This is a genomic window from Taishania pollutisoli, from assembly GCF_014518315.1.
GTDB classification, from domain to species: Bacteria; Bacteroidota; Bacteroidia; order Flavobacteriales_D; family Crocinitomicaceae; genus Taishania; species Taishania pollutisoli.
This window is the reverse complement of record NZ_JACVEL010000002.1, coordinates 278,455-293,549: the sequence shown is the minus strand read 5'-3', so window position 1 is coordinate 293,549 and position 15,095 is coordinate 278,455. Positions and strand designations below refer to the sequence as shown.

Here is a 15,095-nt window from a genome sequence, read left to right as displayed (position 1 = left end):
TACAAAATTCTGTGGAGTACAACCAAAAATGAAAGAGGAATAACATTTTTTAGGATGTATTATTCATCCCATATTTCACAAAAAAACGCCTTCTCTTTCGAAAAGGCGTTTTCCAATTATGTCGTGTCTTACTTCGACAAATGCATGTTACGCTCCGCGTAGATTTTTGTAAAGTAAGGATCTTTCAGGTTTTTGATGAATCGGATGGCCTCTCCTGTTGATTTCATCTCCGGACCTAATTCTTTTTTCACTTCCGGAAATTTCTCATAGGAAAATACCGGTATTTTGATTGCATATCCTTCTTTTTTCGGATTGAAATTGAAATCTTTCACTTTCTTCTCTCCCAACATTACCTTCGTTGCGTAGTTGACATACGGCTCATCGTATGCTTTCGCAATAAACGGTACGGTTCTGGATGCACGCGGGTTGGCTTCAATTACATACACCTGATCGTCTTTAATAGCAAACTGAATGTTGATCAACCCGACTGTTTGCAGTTCAACCGCAATTTTCTTTGTGATGTCTTCAATCTGTTGCATTACAAAATCTCCCAGGTTGTACGGAGGAAGCACCGCGTATGAATCTCCCGAGTGAATTCCCGCAGGTTCAATGTGCTGCATAATCCCGATGATATAGACATCTTTGCCGTCACAAATCGCATCTGCTTCCGCTTCGATAGCTCCTCCCAGGAAATGGTCCAGCAAAATCTGGTTGCTTCCCATCTCACCGATGATATCCACTACGTGTGTTTCCAGCTCTTCTTTATTGATGACAATCTTCATCTTTTGTCCTCCCAATACATACGAAGGGCGTACCAGCAACGGAAACCCTAATTCATCGGACAATTCCAACGCCTGTTCCGCACTTTCAACAACACCGTATTTCGGGAATGGAATGTTTAATTTCTGTAATGCCTGGGAAAAACGTCCTCTGTCTTCTGCCAGATCCAGGGCTTTGAAGCTTGTCCCTATAATTTTGATCCCGTAACGTTCCAGTTTTTCCGCCAGCTTCAATGCCGTCTGACCTCCCAATTGTACAATCACACCTTCCGGTTTTTCGTGCTGGATGATGTCGTAAATATGTTCCCAGAAAACAGGTTCAAAGTATAATTTATCAGCCGTGTCAAAGTCTGTTGAAACGGTTTCAGGATTACAGTTGATCATGATGGTTTCATACCCACATTCTTTTGCGGCAAGCACTCCATGTACACAACTGTAGTCAAATTCGATCCCCTGACCGATCCGGTTTGGCCCCGAACCAAGTACCACCACTTTTTTCTTGTCCGAAACCGTACTTTCGTTTTCCTCTTCGAATGTCGAATAATAATAAGGTGTTTGTGCTTCAAATTCTGCCGCGCAGGTATCTACGAGTTTATACACCCGTTTGATTCCCATTTCATGACGTTTTACACTTACTTCCGATTCCAGACAACGTAGCAAATGTGCAATTTGACGATCTGCATATCCTTTTTGTTTCGCCTCAAACATCAATTCTTTCGGCAAATTTTCCAGGTGGTATTTTTCAATTTTCTGTTCCAATTTGATCAGGTCTTCAATCTGCTTAAGGAACCAGAAGTCAATTTTTGTTTTTTCAATAATCGTTTTGAACGGAATTCCCAGTTTAATCGCATCATAAATATGGAACAACCGATTCCATGACGGACGCTCCAAACTATGAAGAATCTCCGATTGATTGGTCAGTTCTTTTCCGTCAGCACCCAATCCGTTGCGATTGATTTCCAACGACTGACATGCTTTTTGCAATGCTTCCTGGAACGAACGTCCGATTCCCATCACTTCTCCGACAGATTTCATCTGCAGTCCCAATTCACGGTTTGCTCCCGGAAATTTATTAAAGTTCCAGCGCGGAATTTTTACGATTACATAATCCAACGTCGGTTCAAACAACGCTGAAGTTGTTTTCGTAATCTGGTTTTGCAATTCATCCAGGTGGTAACCGATCGCCAGTTTGGAAGCGATCTTTGCAATCGGGTATCCTGTCGCTTTTGAAGCCAGTGCTGAAGAGCGCGATACACGCGGGTTAATTTCAATGGCAATGATTTCTTCCTGATCGTCCGGTGAAACGGCAAACTGCACATTACATCCCCCGGCAAAGTTACCGATGGAACGCATCATTTTAATGGCCATATCACGCATCTTCTGGAATGTCGTATCCGACAAAGTCATTGCCGGTGCAACCGTGATCGAATCCCCTGTATGGATTCCCATCGGGTCAAAATTCTCAATGGAGCAAATGATGACTACGTTGTCATTTGAATCGCGTAGTAATTCCAACTCAAACTCTTTCCATCCAAGCAATGCTTTATCGATCATTACCTCATGGATCGGAGACAATTGTAATCCTCGTTCCAGCAAGTTATCAAAATCCTGCGGATCGTGTACAATCGAAGCTCCTGCCCCACCAAGTGTATACGATGCGCGGATACACAACGGGAAACCAAATTCCTGTGCGATCTTTTTTCCTTCCAGAAAAGAAGTCGCCGTTGCCTGAGGAGCCATCGGAATGCCAATTTTGTTCATCAGTAACCGGAACTCTTCCCGGTTTTCAGTAATTTCAATCGCTTTGATATCCACACCGATGATTTCCACACCATGTTCTTCCCAAATCCCCATCTCATCACATTTGATGGCCAGATTCAATGCTGTTTGCCCTCCCATAGTCGGAAGAACCGCATCAATTTTATGGTTTTGAAGAATTTCGACGATGCTTTCCGGTTCTAATGGTTTCAGATAAACATTGTCAGCCACCACTTTATCCGTCATGATTGTTGCCGGATTGGAATTGATTAAGGTAACTTCTATACCTTCTTCTCTTAATGATCGTGATGCCTGGGAACCTGAATAGTCAAACTCACAAGCCTGACCGATAACGATGGGTCCACTACCTATAATTAAAATGGACTTAATGGAATTATTTTTGGGCATTTGCTGCTCTTTTGGGTTTCAATTTTGAATACAACTATTTCATCAAATTGAGCGCAAATGTAATTAAAAATCGGGAAGCAGAAAAGCATTTTTCAGGTTGTTTTTAACAATTTCACGAGATTGTTTATAAACCGGATAACTTCTGTGATTTATTTATTTTGACGGATTACCAAAAAACAAGTATTAAAAAATTGGAAACAATTTCTTAACAGTAATTTAATCTATTTTTTAAACACCCAGGTAAATATTTGTTAATTTTTCAACTAAATGTACTTTTTATTTGGAGGGATCAAAAAAATGACATTATATTTGCAATAGGTTTAGTTGTAAAAGGTAGGTTAGGTTAGGTTTGAAAGGGAGAAGACGTAAGTTTTGTCCCTTTCGCTTTTTATACCCCCCCCTGTTAACATTAAAAAAATCAAGCAGTTCCAAACCCGCACCCCCTGTTTCTCACAAAATAAGAGAGTCCTGAATCAGTCTGACTTTCAAAATACGCAGTCAATCCACCAACCCGGTGTTGTTTAACCTGATTTTCACAACCAGCCACAAGCACATTTACATCTGACTGATTTTCACATGTAACAAAAAATATGTTCCGGGAATTGGCAAACGCCATGCCACCAAAGGCAATTAACAGCAGTAGTACTTGTCTCATTTGTTTTTTTTATTAAGTAGAATCCAAACGAAAGATACTAAAAATTTCTAAACCACCAAACTTTTAATTCACATTAATTGGTGAATAAATGATCTTTCCTCCGTGTGCGAATCCAATATTTGTTTGCTAACTTTGTTAATCGCAGATAATTTCACTTCAAAAATGGCAGAAAATCAATATACAGAAGACAACATCCGGTCGCTCGACTGGAAAGAACACATTCGCCTTCGTCCGGGGATGTATATCGGTAAATTAGGCGACGGAAGTTCGGCTGACGACGGTATTTACATCCTTGTAAAAGAGGTAATGGACAACTGTATAGATGAATTTGTAATGGGGAACGGGAAACGGATTGAGATAAAAATCAAGGACGGAAAAGTTTCTGTCCGCGATTACGGACGTGGAATTCCGCTCGGGAAAGTCGTGGATGTTGTCTCCAAAATGAATACCGGAGGTAAATACGACTCAAAGGCATTTAAAAAATCAGTCGGGCTGAACGGAGTCGGTACCAAAGCTGTCAATGCTTTGTCCAGCTATTTTATGGTCTATTCTGTTCGTGACGGTCAAAAGAAAAAAGCGGAATTTGAACGCGGAAATCTGACTGCAGAACACGAACTGGAGGCAACAACCGAACAAAACGGAACGTATGTTGAATTTATTCCGGATGAAACCATCTTCAAAAAGTTCAATTTCAAAACGGCCTATCTAACCAAAATGATGTGGAACTACTGTTACCTCAACCGGGATTTAGTAATTCACTTCAATGGTGAGCGCCTGCAATCCAAGTACGGCTTGAAAGACCTCCTGGAAGACAACATGGACGGTGATCCACTCTACCCGATTATTCACCTGGAAGGAGAAGACATTGAAGTCGCATTTACACATGGTCGCACATACGGAGAAGACTATTATTCATTCGTTAACGGGCAACACACCACACAAGGAGGAACACACCAGGGAGCTTTCCGGGAATCAGTAGCAAAGGTTATTCGCGACTTCTACGGAAAAAACTACGAAGCATCTGACATCCGTCAATCTATTGTAGCATCCATCGCTGTCAAAGTCATCGAACCGGTATTCGAATCACAAACAAAAACAAAACTGGGCTCTCAGGAAATTGAACCGGAGGGAAAGTCCATGCGGGCATTTGTCAACGATTTCCTGAAAGAAAAACTGGATAATTTCCTGCACAGAAATCCGGAAATTGCAGAATCACTGGAACGAAAAATCAAGCAATCGGAACGTGAGCGAAAAGAATTGTCCGGCATTCGAAAAATAGCCCGAGACAGAGCTAAAAAAGCGTCATTACACAACAAAAAACTCCGCGATTGCCGGGTGCATTTTACCGATACGAAAAATGACCGTCACGAAGAAACAACCCTATTCATCACCGAGGGAGATTCGGCGAGCGGATCCATCACAAAATCACGCGATGTCAACACACAAGCAGTCTTTTCTCTTCGCGGAAAACCATTGAACAGCTACGGACTAACCAAAAAGATTGTGTACGAAAACGAAGAATTCAACCTGCTTCAGGCTGCGTTGGATATTGAAGAAGAAATGGAAAACCTGCGTTTCAATAAAATTGTCATTGCGACCGATGCCGACGTTGACGGGATGCACATCCGCATGTTGTTGCTCACATTCTTTCTTCAATTTTTTCCAGACCTGGTAAAACGCAACCATGTTTACGTCCTACAAACACCACTTTTCCGTGTGCGAAATAAAAAAGAAACTGTGTACTGCTACACAGAAGAAGAGCGACTGGACGCCATTTCAAGATTGGGAAAAAACCCGGAAATCACCCGATTCAAGGGATTGGGAGAAATCTCACCGGACGAGTTCAAAAACTTCATCGGGGAAGACATGCGTCTGGAACCGGTGATCTTGTCAAAAGAAGCAACAATTGATACGATTTTGTCTTACTACATGGGTAAAAACACACAGGAACGCCAAGATTTTATCATTGGAAATTTGCGTTCGGATGCAGCAATTGATGGTGTAAAAGAAGAGGAAGAAGCGGTGGCTTGAAGAGACGAAGAAGCACGAAAATTCAACCATTTGATTTAATCTTTAACAAAGTACAAAGGCTTCAACATCCATTGCTCTTCTGACGTCAACGGGCTATTTGTATCAATAAATAACTTACTGATACAACCTACAAGCCCTTTTCTGGCATTGTCAGCAGAAACAACCAACCCCGGAGACATTAACAAATTGTTTCGACAAAACAATGCTGTTCAGTTGCACGCAATAAAACATCAAAGATACCGCAAACAAACCCTCCACTTACCAACACTCACTTTGTGAATAAATCCCTTTACAGACAACCCTTTAATCCAAATCATCTTGCTAAATTTGTTAATTGCGTAAAATTTCAGGCAACATGGCAGAAAACGAGGAAGAAAACGACCAGCAATTTGACGAAAACAACGAGCAGAACGAACAAAATGAATCGGCTTCAACTGATTTCAGCGGTGTTCATTCGCGCAATACGGATGAGCCGGAAGATAGTTCCATCATACCGGTCAGCGGATTGTATGAAAACTGGTTCCTGGACTATGCTTCTTATGTAATTCTTGAACGTGCCGTTCCTTCGGTGCACGACGGATTCAAGCCTGTACAGCGTCGTATTCTCCACTCCATGAAAGAAATGGATGACGGTCGTTACAACAAGGTGGCGAACATCATCGGAAATACCATGAAATACCACCCGCACGGGGATGCATCCATAGGAGACGCATTGGTGCAGTTGGGACAAAAAGACTTGCTGATTGATTGTCAGGGAAACTGGGGGAATACACTTACCGGTGACGGTGCCGCCGCTCCGCGATACATCGAAGCCCGACTGACAAAATTTGCCAACCATGTTGTTTTCAACCCGAAAACGACCAACTGGCTAAAGAGTTATGACGGAAGAAATAACGAACCGGAACAATTGCCGGTAAAATTCCCGCTGCTGTTAGCACAGGGAGCAGAAGGAATTGCCGTAGGGATGGCCTGTAAGATTTTACCACACAATTTCATTGAGCTGATTGATCAATCCATTAACCACCTGCGTGGAAAACGTGTAGAAATTTACCCGGACTTCCCCAACGGTGGAATGGCAGATTTTTCCAATTACAACGATGGATTGAGAGGCGGAAAAGTACGTTTGCGTGCTAAAATCAAAAAAGAAGACTCTAAAACACTGATCATCAATGAAATTCCGGTGGGAACAACCACGTCATTGATCGATTCTATTCTGAAAGCCAACGACAAAGGGAAAATCAAGATCAAAAAAATTGAAGACAACACTGCTGCATTAGCGGAAATCATTATTCACCTTGCTCCCGGTGTTTCTCCGGATAAAACAATCGATGCGCTCTACGCATTTACCGATTGTGAGCTTTCAATTTCACCCAATGCATCTGTTATTGACGGTGACCGACCACGTTTTATCGGTGTCAGTGAGATTTTAAAAATCAACACCAATAACACTGTTGATTTACTACGTCGTGAACTGGAAATCCGCATGGATGAATTGCAACGTCAATGGCATTTCTCTACGTTGGAAAAAATCTTCATCAACGAAGAAATGTACATCGACTTTAAGCATTATTCCGACAGAGAATCACTGTATGAATATTTGTACAAACGTTTTGAACCGTTCAAAAAGCAACTGATTCGCGAGATTGTAGATGAAGATCTGCAAAAACTGACTCAGATTCCGATGATTCGGATTACGCGCTTTGATGCTTCGAAGGCAGACGAACTGATTGCAAAAATCGAGGCGGAAATGGAGGAAATCAAACGCAATCTCGAAAACCTGATCGAATATGCCATCGAATATTACAAAGATCTGAAAAAACGATTCGGAGAAGGAAGGGAACGCAAAACGGAAATCAAGACATTCGATTCAATTAACGCAACAAAAGTGATCATTGCCAATAAAAAACTCTACGTCGACTACGACGAAGGATTTATTGGACACGGATTGAAAAAAGCAGAATACATTGCCGATTGTTCTGAAATTGACGACGTGATCATTTTCTTTGCAACTGGAAAAATGATGGTGACCAAAGTCAGCGATAAGAAATTTGTCGGGAAGGGAATCGTGTATGCCAATGTCTGGAAAAAGGGGGACAAACGCACCATTTATCACATGATGTACCAGGACGGAGTTGGCGGACCAACGATGATGAAGCGGTTCACGGTAGACTCCATTACCCGGGATACGGAATACGATTTGACACGCGGAACAAAAGGGTCAAAATTGTTGTATTTCTCTGTACATCCGAATGGCGAACGGGAAATCGTAACGGTGATGCTGCGTCCGCGTCCGCATATCAAACGCCTGCGTTTCGATATTGATTTCGGTGCTTTGCTGATCAAAGGGCGAAGTGCTGCAGGAAACCGTGTAACAAAGGAAATTGTTCAGAAAATTGTTCAGAAAGAAGTGGGCGGGTCAACACTCGCTGCACGGAAAATCTGGTACGATGAAATTGTCGGACGTCTGAATGACGATGGAAGAGGAAAATTCCTGGGGCAATTTAAAGGAAATGACAAAATACTTACCCTGTACAAATCAGGTGAATACCGTTTGTCCGGGTTTGACCTGGCAACGCACTTTGATGAAGATATGATTCACATTGAAAAGTGGCACCCGGATCGTCCGATCTCCGCCGTTTATTACGACGCAGAAAAAGACTTACATTTTGTAAAACGCTTCCTGTGTGAGGTGACAATGGACAAGAAAGTATTGTTCATCAGTGAATCAGAAGGCTCTCACTTAGATCTGGCTTCAACGGCATACCGACCGAAAGCACGGATTGTCTACAACAAGCTGCTGAAAGCGACCAAAAATTTGGCGGATACCATCATTGATATTGCGGACTTTATTGATATCAAAGGAATGAAAGCTCAGGGAAATCAACTGACCAAACTAAAGATCAAGGAAGTACTTCCTGAAATTCCGGAAGGAGGTGAAGAGCCATGGCCGGAAGAACAGGCCGTTGAACCGGTAATCGATGCGGAATCTGATACTACGGTAGATACCGACGAAGGGGAATCTCCGACAATGGAATGGGACATGACAAATGACGATGATCAACCGAAGTTGTTTTGATGAATGAATCCTGACGCGATTAGAATCAGTTCCCGCCCGTTTTTCTTCGGATTGTTTGCCTTTAAGAACGAGTTGTTTTTCGACAAGGAATTTTTGTATGTTCAGCGAAAAAAAGAAGTCAAGCAATTCCCATTGGCGTCGATTATATCCGTACAGCGAACGTACAACAAGGTCAATCACCGTGAAGTCTGGGAATTAACCCTGATTCACGAACGCAGGAAACAATCCTATCGTTTTCTGACCAACATTACACTTTCGAACCCTAACTTTTCGATCTTTCTTCAGCACATGAAAAAGGAATATCCTACTTGCAGGTTATCGAAACTGACGGTCTGGACCATGTAGAACATTCTGCACTGGTGTCGCGTCTTCCCGGCAGTGTCTTCCTTTAATTTTCCGAACTTTCGGGATCAGTCACCCCGACAATATTGCTATTGTACCTATTCATTGGGGCAGTTTTCGATGATGGTCATTTAATCGAAAATACGGATGAAACAGAAATAACAACAGTAGAATAGGTAGGTGTTTCTGCCCAAGCAACAGACGACCATTTCACTTGTTTTTCACCTATCTTGCCAGCAATAAACGACAGAAAATGAAGCAACAAATGAAAAAATTGGTGGATATTCCGAATCCATGCACCGAAGACTGGGAGCAAATGAAAATTAGTGTCCGTTCCCGTTTTTGTGACAGTTGTCAGAAACATGTGAAGGATTTTACTCAGATGGACCGCCGGGAAATCCTTGAATACTTGCTCTTAAACCGGAATCAGCAAGTATGCGGTCGAATTAATCCAGCACAAATGGACTTTTCGTACTCCGACATACTGGTCACCATTCGTTCCTTGTCGCACCACCATAGAAACACCGATTTATCATTTTATATTCTAACCATTGGTGCCTTGCTACTGACAGGATGCAATGATTCACCTCCAACGACAAAAAATGATGGCATCACCTTAGAATTCGCACCACAAGATTCGGTCGATGTCGATACAACCCGCCGAGAATGCACCACTTCTTCAAACGATAAATCCATACAAACAACCTGTGAAGCCTCTGATGTGAGTCCGACAATGGGAGCCCCTGTCATTTCTCCTCCGTCCTCTACAGAGCAACTACTTGGAGATATCGTATACATTGAACCGTCGCCCGCAGAAGAAAAAGTCTGTCAATTCTCTGAAGTAATGCCTCAATTTAAAGGTGGGGTTGACAGTTTAATGCAATATATCCGGCAACATTTAGTGTATCCTGAACGGGAACGAAAAAAGAAAATAGAAGGAACTGTTTATGTAAAATTCATCATCGACAAGGAAGGAAAAATTAAACAGCCACAAATCATACGATCCGTCCCCAAAAGTAAAAACTTCGACCATGAAGTCATCCGTGTTATTCGTTCCATGCCTGACTGGATTCCCGGGAAACAGAATGGACATCCGGTTGACACGGAATTCAATCTTCCCATTCAATTCAAACTCTGAAAAACAAGGAAAATTTTGAGTAATTTGATTTCTTTCTCTCCGTTCAACGGTTCTAATTTTGTACATTTACCGGTATGAGTTATATACAGGACAATACATTTAAAGGACTGGATTTTACCCGATCTGTCCCCCATTCTGAATTTGATAATTGCACCTTTATTGCCTGTAATTTTGAACAAAGTGATTTATCTCAGGTTCGATTCAATGACTGCACATTCGAAGAATGTAACCTCAGTCTTGCCAAACTGACGCAAACGGCATTCAGGAATGTACATTTTAAGGATTGCAAAATGCTCGGACTCCGGTTTGACGCCTGCAATCCGTTCGGAATTGAATTTTCATTTGAAAATTGTCAACTCAGACATTCTTCCTATTTCGAGTTAAAAATCCGAAAGACAAATTTTGTCTCCTGCCAGTTAGAAGAGGTTGATTTTTCGAACAGCGATTTGTCTGAATCCGTTTTTAACAACTGTGACCTGAGAGGAGCTGTTTTCGATCAGACAACCCTGGTAAAAGCAGATTTCAGATCTGCGGTTAATTATGTAATCAACCCGGAGCAAAACAAAATCAAAAAAGCCCGGTTTTCACTCCCCGCTATTACCGGTCTTCTCAACAAATATGACATCCTCATTGAACAATAAACAGCGATTCCGCAGAATTAGTCGTTCCCCTAAATTGCTTTTTCTCATCGATGCGATCGGCGCGTTACTGACAGCTGTCTGCATGCTATTCATACTCAAGCCTTTTCAATTTCACATCGGAATACCTGCTCATGTTCTGAACATTCTCGCTGTCATTGCAGGAGGATTGAGTTTGTATTCTTTCTGTTGTTTTTTCTTTTTAACATCCGGGCGAAATCTTTTTCTCGTAATCATCGGCACAGCAAATATTCTTTACTGTATTTTTACCGGACTTTTACTGATTCTTCATTTTGAAACAATTTCTATTATCGGTCTCAGTTACTTTTTAATTGAAATAGGAGTAATAATCAGTTTAGCCATTAATGAATTTAAAACTGCCATACACTATGACACAACCAACGAACATGAAAGCGGTGATTTGCACCACCTACGGCGCACCTGAAGTTCTACAACTAACCACCCTCAAAAAACCGGTACCAAAGGACAATGAAGTATTGGTAAAAATTCATGCAACAGCTGTCAATTCAGGAGATGTCAGGGTTCGGGGACTGGCTGTGGATGGTTTTATGAAAATCATTATGCGATTCGTTCTGGGGTTTAAAGGTCCCCGCAAACCGGTATTGGGAACAATCTATTCCGGTGTGGTAGAAGCGGTCGGGAAACAGGTACGTCAGTTCCAACCCGGAGATGAAGTATTCGGAAGCCGTGGCTTCAAATTCGGTACATACGCGGAATATATTACCGTAGCGGAAGACAGCCCGATTGATCACAAACCTTCCAACGCTACATTTGAAGAAGCTGCCGCCATTTTATTTGGCGGAATGACATCTGCATTCTTTCTTCACAAAGCAGGAATTAAAGCCGGCCAACGCGTATTAATCTACGGTGCCACGGGATCTGTCGGAGCAGCCGGTGTGGAAATCGCCCGCTCGCACGGTGCGGTAGTTACTGCTGTTTGTAGTGAACAAGGTGTGGAATTAGCCCGGCAACTCGGAAGTGATGCAATTGTGGTATACACCAGTGAAGCCTACAAGCAATTAAACGATCCATTCGATATGGTGTACGATGCTGTCGGGAAAACGACAAAAAAAACGTTTGCCGCACTGTTAAAGCCAAACGGAATTTACCTGACGGTAGGGGGATTATCAATGGCGAAAGAACGGAAAAAGGAGATCACGTTTCTAAAACAATTGTTTGAAGCAGGAAAATTACATGCCCACATCGATAAAAGTTACCTCTTAACGGAAATCGTTGAAGCACACCGTTATGTGGACACAGGCCGTAAAAAAGGAAACGTAGTGGTAAAAATCATCGCAGATAATGCGTAACTTGGTCGCGTTCTCAACAATCGAATTATGAACCGTTTTTTTCTTTTTCTTCTCCTGTATTTCTTTGTTTTTCAGACTAACGCACAGGAAAGCAGCACACAGCCATTGCAAATCGGCGAAATCAAAACCGTGTATTCTTCTGTTTTGAACGAAGAACGGAGATTAAATGTCTATCTACCCGATTCATTTGACCGGACAAAAAGTTATCCCGTTATCTATTTGCTGGACGGTTCTTACCACGAAGATTTTTTGCACATCGCCGGTTTGGTACAGTTTTACCACATGACATTCCAGATGCCGGAAGTGATTCTTATCGGCATTGAGAACATAGACCGAAAGCGCGATTTTACTCATCCCACAACCGTTGAGGAATTAAAACAGGCATATCCCACGACCGGTCATTCCGATCCATTCATTCAATTTGTAGAGACGGAATTAAAACCATATGTTGAGCAACAGTATAAAACAAACGGAACCAATTACCTCATCGGGCAGTCACTTGGCGGTTTGCTGGCAACTGAAATTTTACTGAAAAAACCGGAATTGTTTTCACACTACCTGATCATCAGTCCAAGCTTATGGTGGGATGATCAGTCCCTGATTAACCAGGCCGATGGATTGATTCGTCAGCAAACACAACACGATCGTTTTGTGTACATTGCTGTTGGCGGGAAAGAGCATCCAATTATGCAAAAAGATGCTGCCAAGCTGGCAAAAATTCTATCGAACTATCAGAAAATCACTTTCAATAAAATGAAGTCGGAAGATCATGCCTCTATTTTACACAATAGTATCTACCAGGCGTTTCATCAGCTGTTTTCAGGCAGCAAAACTCATTAAGAGGTTCGTGGCGGAAAAAAGAAATGCAAGGGTTTTTGTTTGAAATGCTTCCAGATAGAGCCGGCAACCAATCGCAATTCAATGAACGGGATGCTCCGTGACCGAAACGCAAGTATCAGTGAAAGTGCAAAACTGACAAGGAAGTTAACCAACCCGATCACACCGATCCCGATGATTCCCCAGACGATCATGTCCGTCGACAGCTGAAAGTCGGCACCGTACAATCCAAGTGCCAGGTTTCCGCTCGCAAACGTAATGTGGCGAATGTCCAGATTCAACCCTATAAAAATACCGATCGAAGCCGTACTTCCCATAAACACACCAAACCAGAAATTGGAAATGATACCCGCCCATTTTTTCTCATAAAATTTGGAAAACCGTTTGGTGCGCTCTTTTCCGAATGTTTTCTTTAAAATGGGATGTTCCTGGATACGATAATAAACAGAGTTGTGTTTGTCCCTGTTAGCAATACTTCCTGCTATAATCCCCGATATAAACAAGAAAAAACCGGCAATCGCAGCATGAAAAATTGCAGGTGACCCCATCGGATTGAGGTCATTCACAAGTGTAAACCACTTTTTTTCTGCGATGTTGTAATGAAACACACTGTCAATTCCCCAAATCAACAGCAGTGCTATGGGAAAAGCAAACATTACATTTCCGAAAAACGCAATGAACTGAGACCGAAAGACACGGGCAAAAAACACAGCAAAGTTGCGGTATTTATCCGGATCGTCTTTTCCATTGATTTTCTTTCCGTTTTCCAGTGCACTGACCAGTGCTGAAGCCGTCATAGCTGGTTGTTTGGTTGCAAGCGTACATCCGAAAAGATAAATGGCGATGAATCCGATCGAGTAATTCATGCTGTAAAGCAATGCGTGCCCGAAATCACTTGTTTCAATTTTACCCAGCAACACCTTGAATACACATAGAAAGGCCACAATTAATCCCCCTCCTGCAGCCGTTCGCAGCATTTTGAAATACTCTTTTCGCGTCCTGGTTATGTAATGTTCACCTGTCTGCGCCGTATGCTGTGTAATTTCATAAGAAAGTAACTGTGTACTCTCGTTAATCAACTTTCGAACGTTGTTTTTATGGCAATTGTACCGGATCAGCAACAATCCCAGGTCAATTGTTTTTCGGTCGGCATCATGCTCTGAATCCAATGCAAAAAAAGGTAGTAGTTGTTTGATCCTGTCTAACTGCTGGCGGATTCTCAACAACGATTGGTTTACCTTTAATGAAATACCATATTTATGTGAATTGTTGAATGCCGTATCCACGTATTTTTCACACTGTTTGTGCAGCAGTAAAATTTGCTTATAAGCAAGGTCATTCGATGATACATACCGCTCAGGGGAAGCCATCAACCGTTCATTCAAATCAGCAATTTCCCGTTGAATCGCAATAAAAGGGCTGTCGAAATTCTGCAATTCGGGTACCATTTTATTGACATCTGTTTCCATCGCTTTCCCGGAAATCCGGTTGACCAGCACTTCAACTCCATACATGATTTCCGCCAGTGCGAAATTGTCTTTGCTTCCATGGTAAACAGATCGAAATGCACACAAAGCATATAATTGATCAATCTGTTGCTTGGGAATCGTACCCAGCCAGATTGGATCGGAGCTGGAATAAAAGACCTGGTTGAGGACAAACTGCAGGGTGTCTTCAGAAGGTTGTACCGGTAAAATCTTTTCAATAATCCGTTTTCTCACTTCGTACAAAAAATCTGTATCCTTGAGAATGCCTGTATCTGAAATAATCCGGTCAAGTTCTTTGTGCTTGAGCAGGTTGGAAATATACGTCGCAAAAAAATCTTTACACGCTTCCTTTTCAATAAGTAAATCGAGTAACGGAGATAAGTCAACGTTCTCAAACTGCTTCATATCAGCCGGGCGGAATACATCCACAACGTCTACCAGCAATTCAATTCCCGTATATGTTACTGAATCTGAAGAAAACGATGTATATTTTTGGAACAATTCTTCTAAAATCGCTCGTTTGTTCTGTTCTTTTGGTTTCTTTTTGAATACGTTTCCGAGTTTCATTCTGTCCGTTCTTTTTCTGTAAAGGCAGTTTTACCTGCAACCATTGCA

General features: G+C 42.0%; 11 protein-coding genes. 7 read left to right on the top strand and 4 right to left on the bottom strand.

Going from position 1 to position 15,095, the window contains the following annotated elements; genetic code table 11:
- Nucleotides 1-128: 128 nt before the first annotated feature.
- Both carB and H9Y05_RS04450 read right to left on the bottom strand, forming a co-directional pair.
- Nucleotides 129-2,945: a carbamoyl-phosphate synthase large subunit gene (gene carB, locus H9Y05_RS04455; protein ID WP_163490840.1), complete on the bottom strand. Its 2,817-nt coding sequence runs from the start codon at nucleotides 2,943-2,945 to the stop codon at nucleotides 129-131.
- Between the two features lie 418 nt (nucleotides 2,946-3,363).
- Nucleotides 3,364-3,600 (bottom strand): hypothetical protein, encoded by a 237-nt coding sequence (locus tag H9Y05_RS04450; RefSeq protein WP_216713607.1) that lies wholly within the window; start codon nucleotides 3,598-3,600, stop codon nucleotides 3,364-3,366.
- Between the two features lie 162 nt (nucleotides 3,601-3,762).
- On the opposite strand from H9Y05_RS04450, the gene H9Y05_RS04445 reads away from it, so the two are divergent.
- Nucleotides 3,763-5,631 (top strand): DNA topoisomerase IV subunit B, encoded by a 1,869-nt coding sequence (locus H9Y05_RS04445; RefSeq protein ID WP_216713606.1) that lies wholly within the window; start codon nucleotides 3,763-3,765, stop codon nucleotides 5,629-5,631.
- Between the two features lie 35 nt (nucleotides 5,632-5,666).
- Here the strand turns inward: H9Y05_RS04445 and H9Y05_RS04440 are convergent, their stop codons facing one another.
- Nucleotides 5,667-5,810: a hypothetical protein gene (locus tag H9Y05_RS04440; protein ID WP_216713605.1), complete on the bottom strand. Its 144-nt coding sequence runs from the start codon at nucleotides 5,808-5,810 to the stop codon at nucleotides 5,667-5,669.
- A gap of 176 nt (nucleotides 5,811-5,986) precedes the next feature.
- Here H9Y05_RS04440 and H9Y05_RS04435 point away from each other — a divergent pair, with 176 nt between their 5' ends.
- The 6 genes from H9Y05_RS04435 (at nucleotide 5,987) to H9Y05_RS04410 (ending at nucleotide 12,996) form a co-directional block, all read left to right on the top strand.
- Complete coding sequence (locus H9Y05_RS04435) at nucleotides 5,987-8,707, top strand: DNA gyrase/topoisomerase IV subunit A (protein ID WP_216713604.1); 2,721 nt, start codon at nucleotides 5,987-5,989, stop codon at nucleotides 8,705-8,707.
- A 3-nt stretch (nucleotides 8,708-8,710) separates the two neighbouring features.
- Complete coding sequence (locus H9Y05_RS04430) at nucleotides 8,711-9,052, top strand: hypothetical protein (RefSeq protein WP_216713603.1); 342 nt, start codon at nucleotides 8,711-8,713, stop codon at nucleotides 9,050-9,052.
- 250 nt (nucleotides 9,053-9,302) lie between these two features.
- Nucleotides 9,303-10,187 (top strand): energy transducer TonB, encoded by an 885-nt coding sequence (locus H9Y05_RS04425; protein WP_216713602.1) that lies wholly within the window; start codon nucleotides 9,303-9,305, stop codon nucleotides 10,185-10,187.
- Between the two features lie 74 nt (nucleotides 10,188-10,261).
- A complete protein-coding gene (locus H9Y05_RS04420; RefSeq protein ID WP_216713601.1) occupies nucleotides 10,262-10,828 on the top strand; it encodes a pentapeptide repeat-containing protein in 567 nt (188 codons plus the stop codon).
- Nucleotides 10,829-11,214: 386 nt separating this feature from the next.
- Nucleotides 11,215-12,156: an NAD(P)-dependent alcohol dehydrogenase gene (locus H9Y05_RS04415; RefSeq protein ID WP_235992108.1), complete on the top strand. Its 942-nt coding sequence runs from the start codon at nucleotides 11,215-11,217 to the stop codon at nucleotides 12,154-12,156.
- 27 nt (nucleotides 12,157-12,183) lie between these two features.
- Nucleotides 12,184-12,996 carry an alpha/beta hydrolase gene (locus tag H9Y05_RS04410; protein WP_216713600.1) on the top strand — a complete coding sequence of 271 codons (813 nt, stop codon included), beginning with the start codon at nucleotides 12,184-12,186 and terminating at the stop codon, nucleotides 12,994-12,996.
- Here the strand turns inward: H9Y05_RS04410 and H9Y05_RS04405 are convergent.
- Complete coding sequence (locus H9Y05_RS04405; protein WP_216713599.1) at nucleotides 12,993-15,047, bottom strand: site-specific recombinase; 2,055 nt, start codon at nucleotides 15,045-15,047, stop codon at nucleotides 12,993-12,995. The two genes, H9Y05_RS04410 and H9Y05_RS04405, sit on opposite strands and share 4 nt — an antisense overlap.
- Between the last annotated feature and the right edge of the window lie 48 nt (nucleotides 15,048-15,095).

Coding starts and splice junctions, on each gene's coding strand:
- H9Y05_RS04410 (WP_216713600.1), top strand. CDS start 12,184: ATGAACCGTTTTTTTCTTTTTCTTCTCCTGTATTTCTTTGTTTTTCAG.
- H9Y05_RS04405 (WP_216713599.1), bottom strand. CDS start 15,047: ATGAAACTCGGAAACGTATTCAAAAAGAAACCAAAAGAACAGAACAAA.
- H9Y05_RS04430 (WP_216713603.1), top strand. CDS start 8,711: ATGAATCCTGACGCGATTAGAATCAGTTCCCGCCCGTTTTTCTTCGGA.
- H9Y05_RS04445 (WP_216713606.1), top strand. CDS start 3,763: ATGGCAGAAAATCAATATACAGAAGACAACATCCGGTCGCTCGACTGG.
- H9Y05_RS04440 (WP_216713605.1), bottom strand. CDS start 5,810: ATGTCTCCGGGGTTGGTTGTTTCTGCTGACAATGCCAGAAAAGGGCTT.
- H9Y05_RS04425 (WP_216713602.1), top strand. CDS start 9,303: ATGAAGCAACAAATGAAAAAATTGGTGGATATTCCGAATCCATGCACC.
- H9Y05_RS04450 (WP_216713607.1), bottom strand. CDS start 3,600: ATGAGACAAGTACTACTGCTGTTAATTGCCTTTGGTGGCATGGCGTTT.
- H9Y05_RS04420 (WP_216713601.1), top strand. CDS start 10,262: ATGAGTTATATACAGGACAATACATTTAAAGGACTGGATTTTACCCGA.
- H9Y05_RS04415 (WP_235992108.1), top strand. CDS start 11,215: ATGACACAACCAACGAACATGAAAGCGGTGATTTGCACCACCTACGGC.
- carB (WP_163490840.1), bottom strand. CDS start 2,945: ATGCCCAAAAATAATTCCATTAAGTCCATTTTAATTATAGGTAGTGGA.
- H9Y05_RS04435 (WP_216713604.1), top strand. CDS start 5,987: ATGGCAGAAAACGAGGAAGAAAACGACCAGCAATTTGACGAAAACAAC.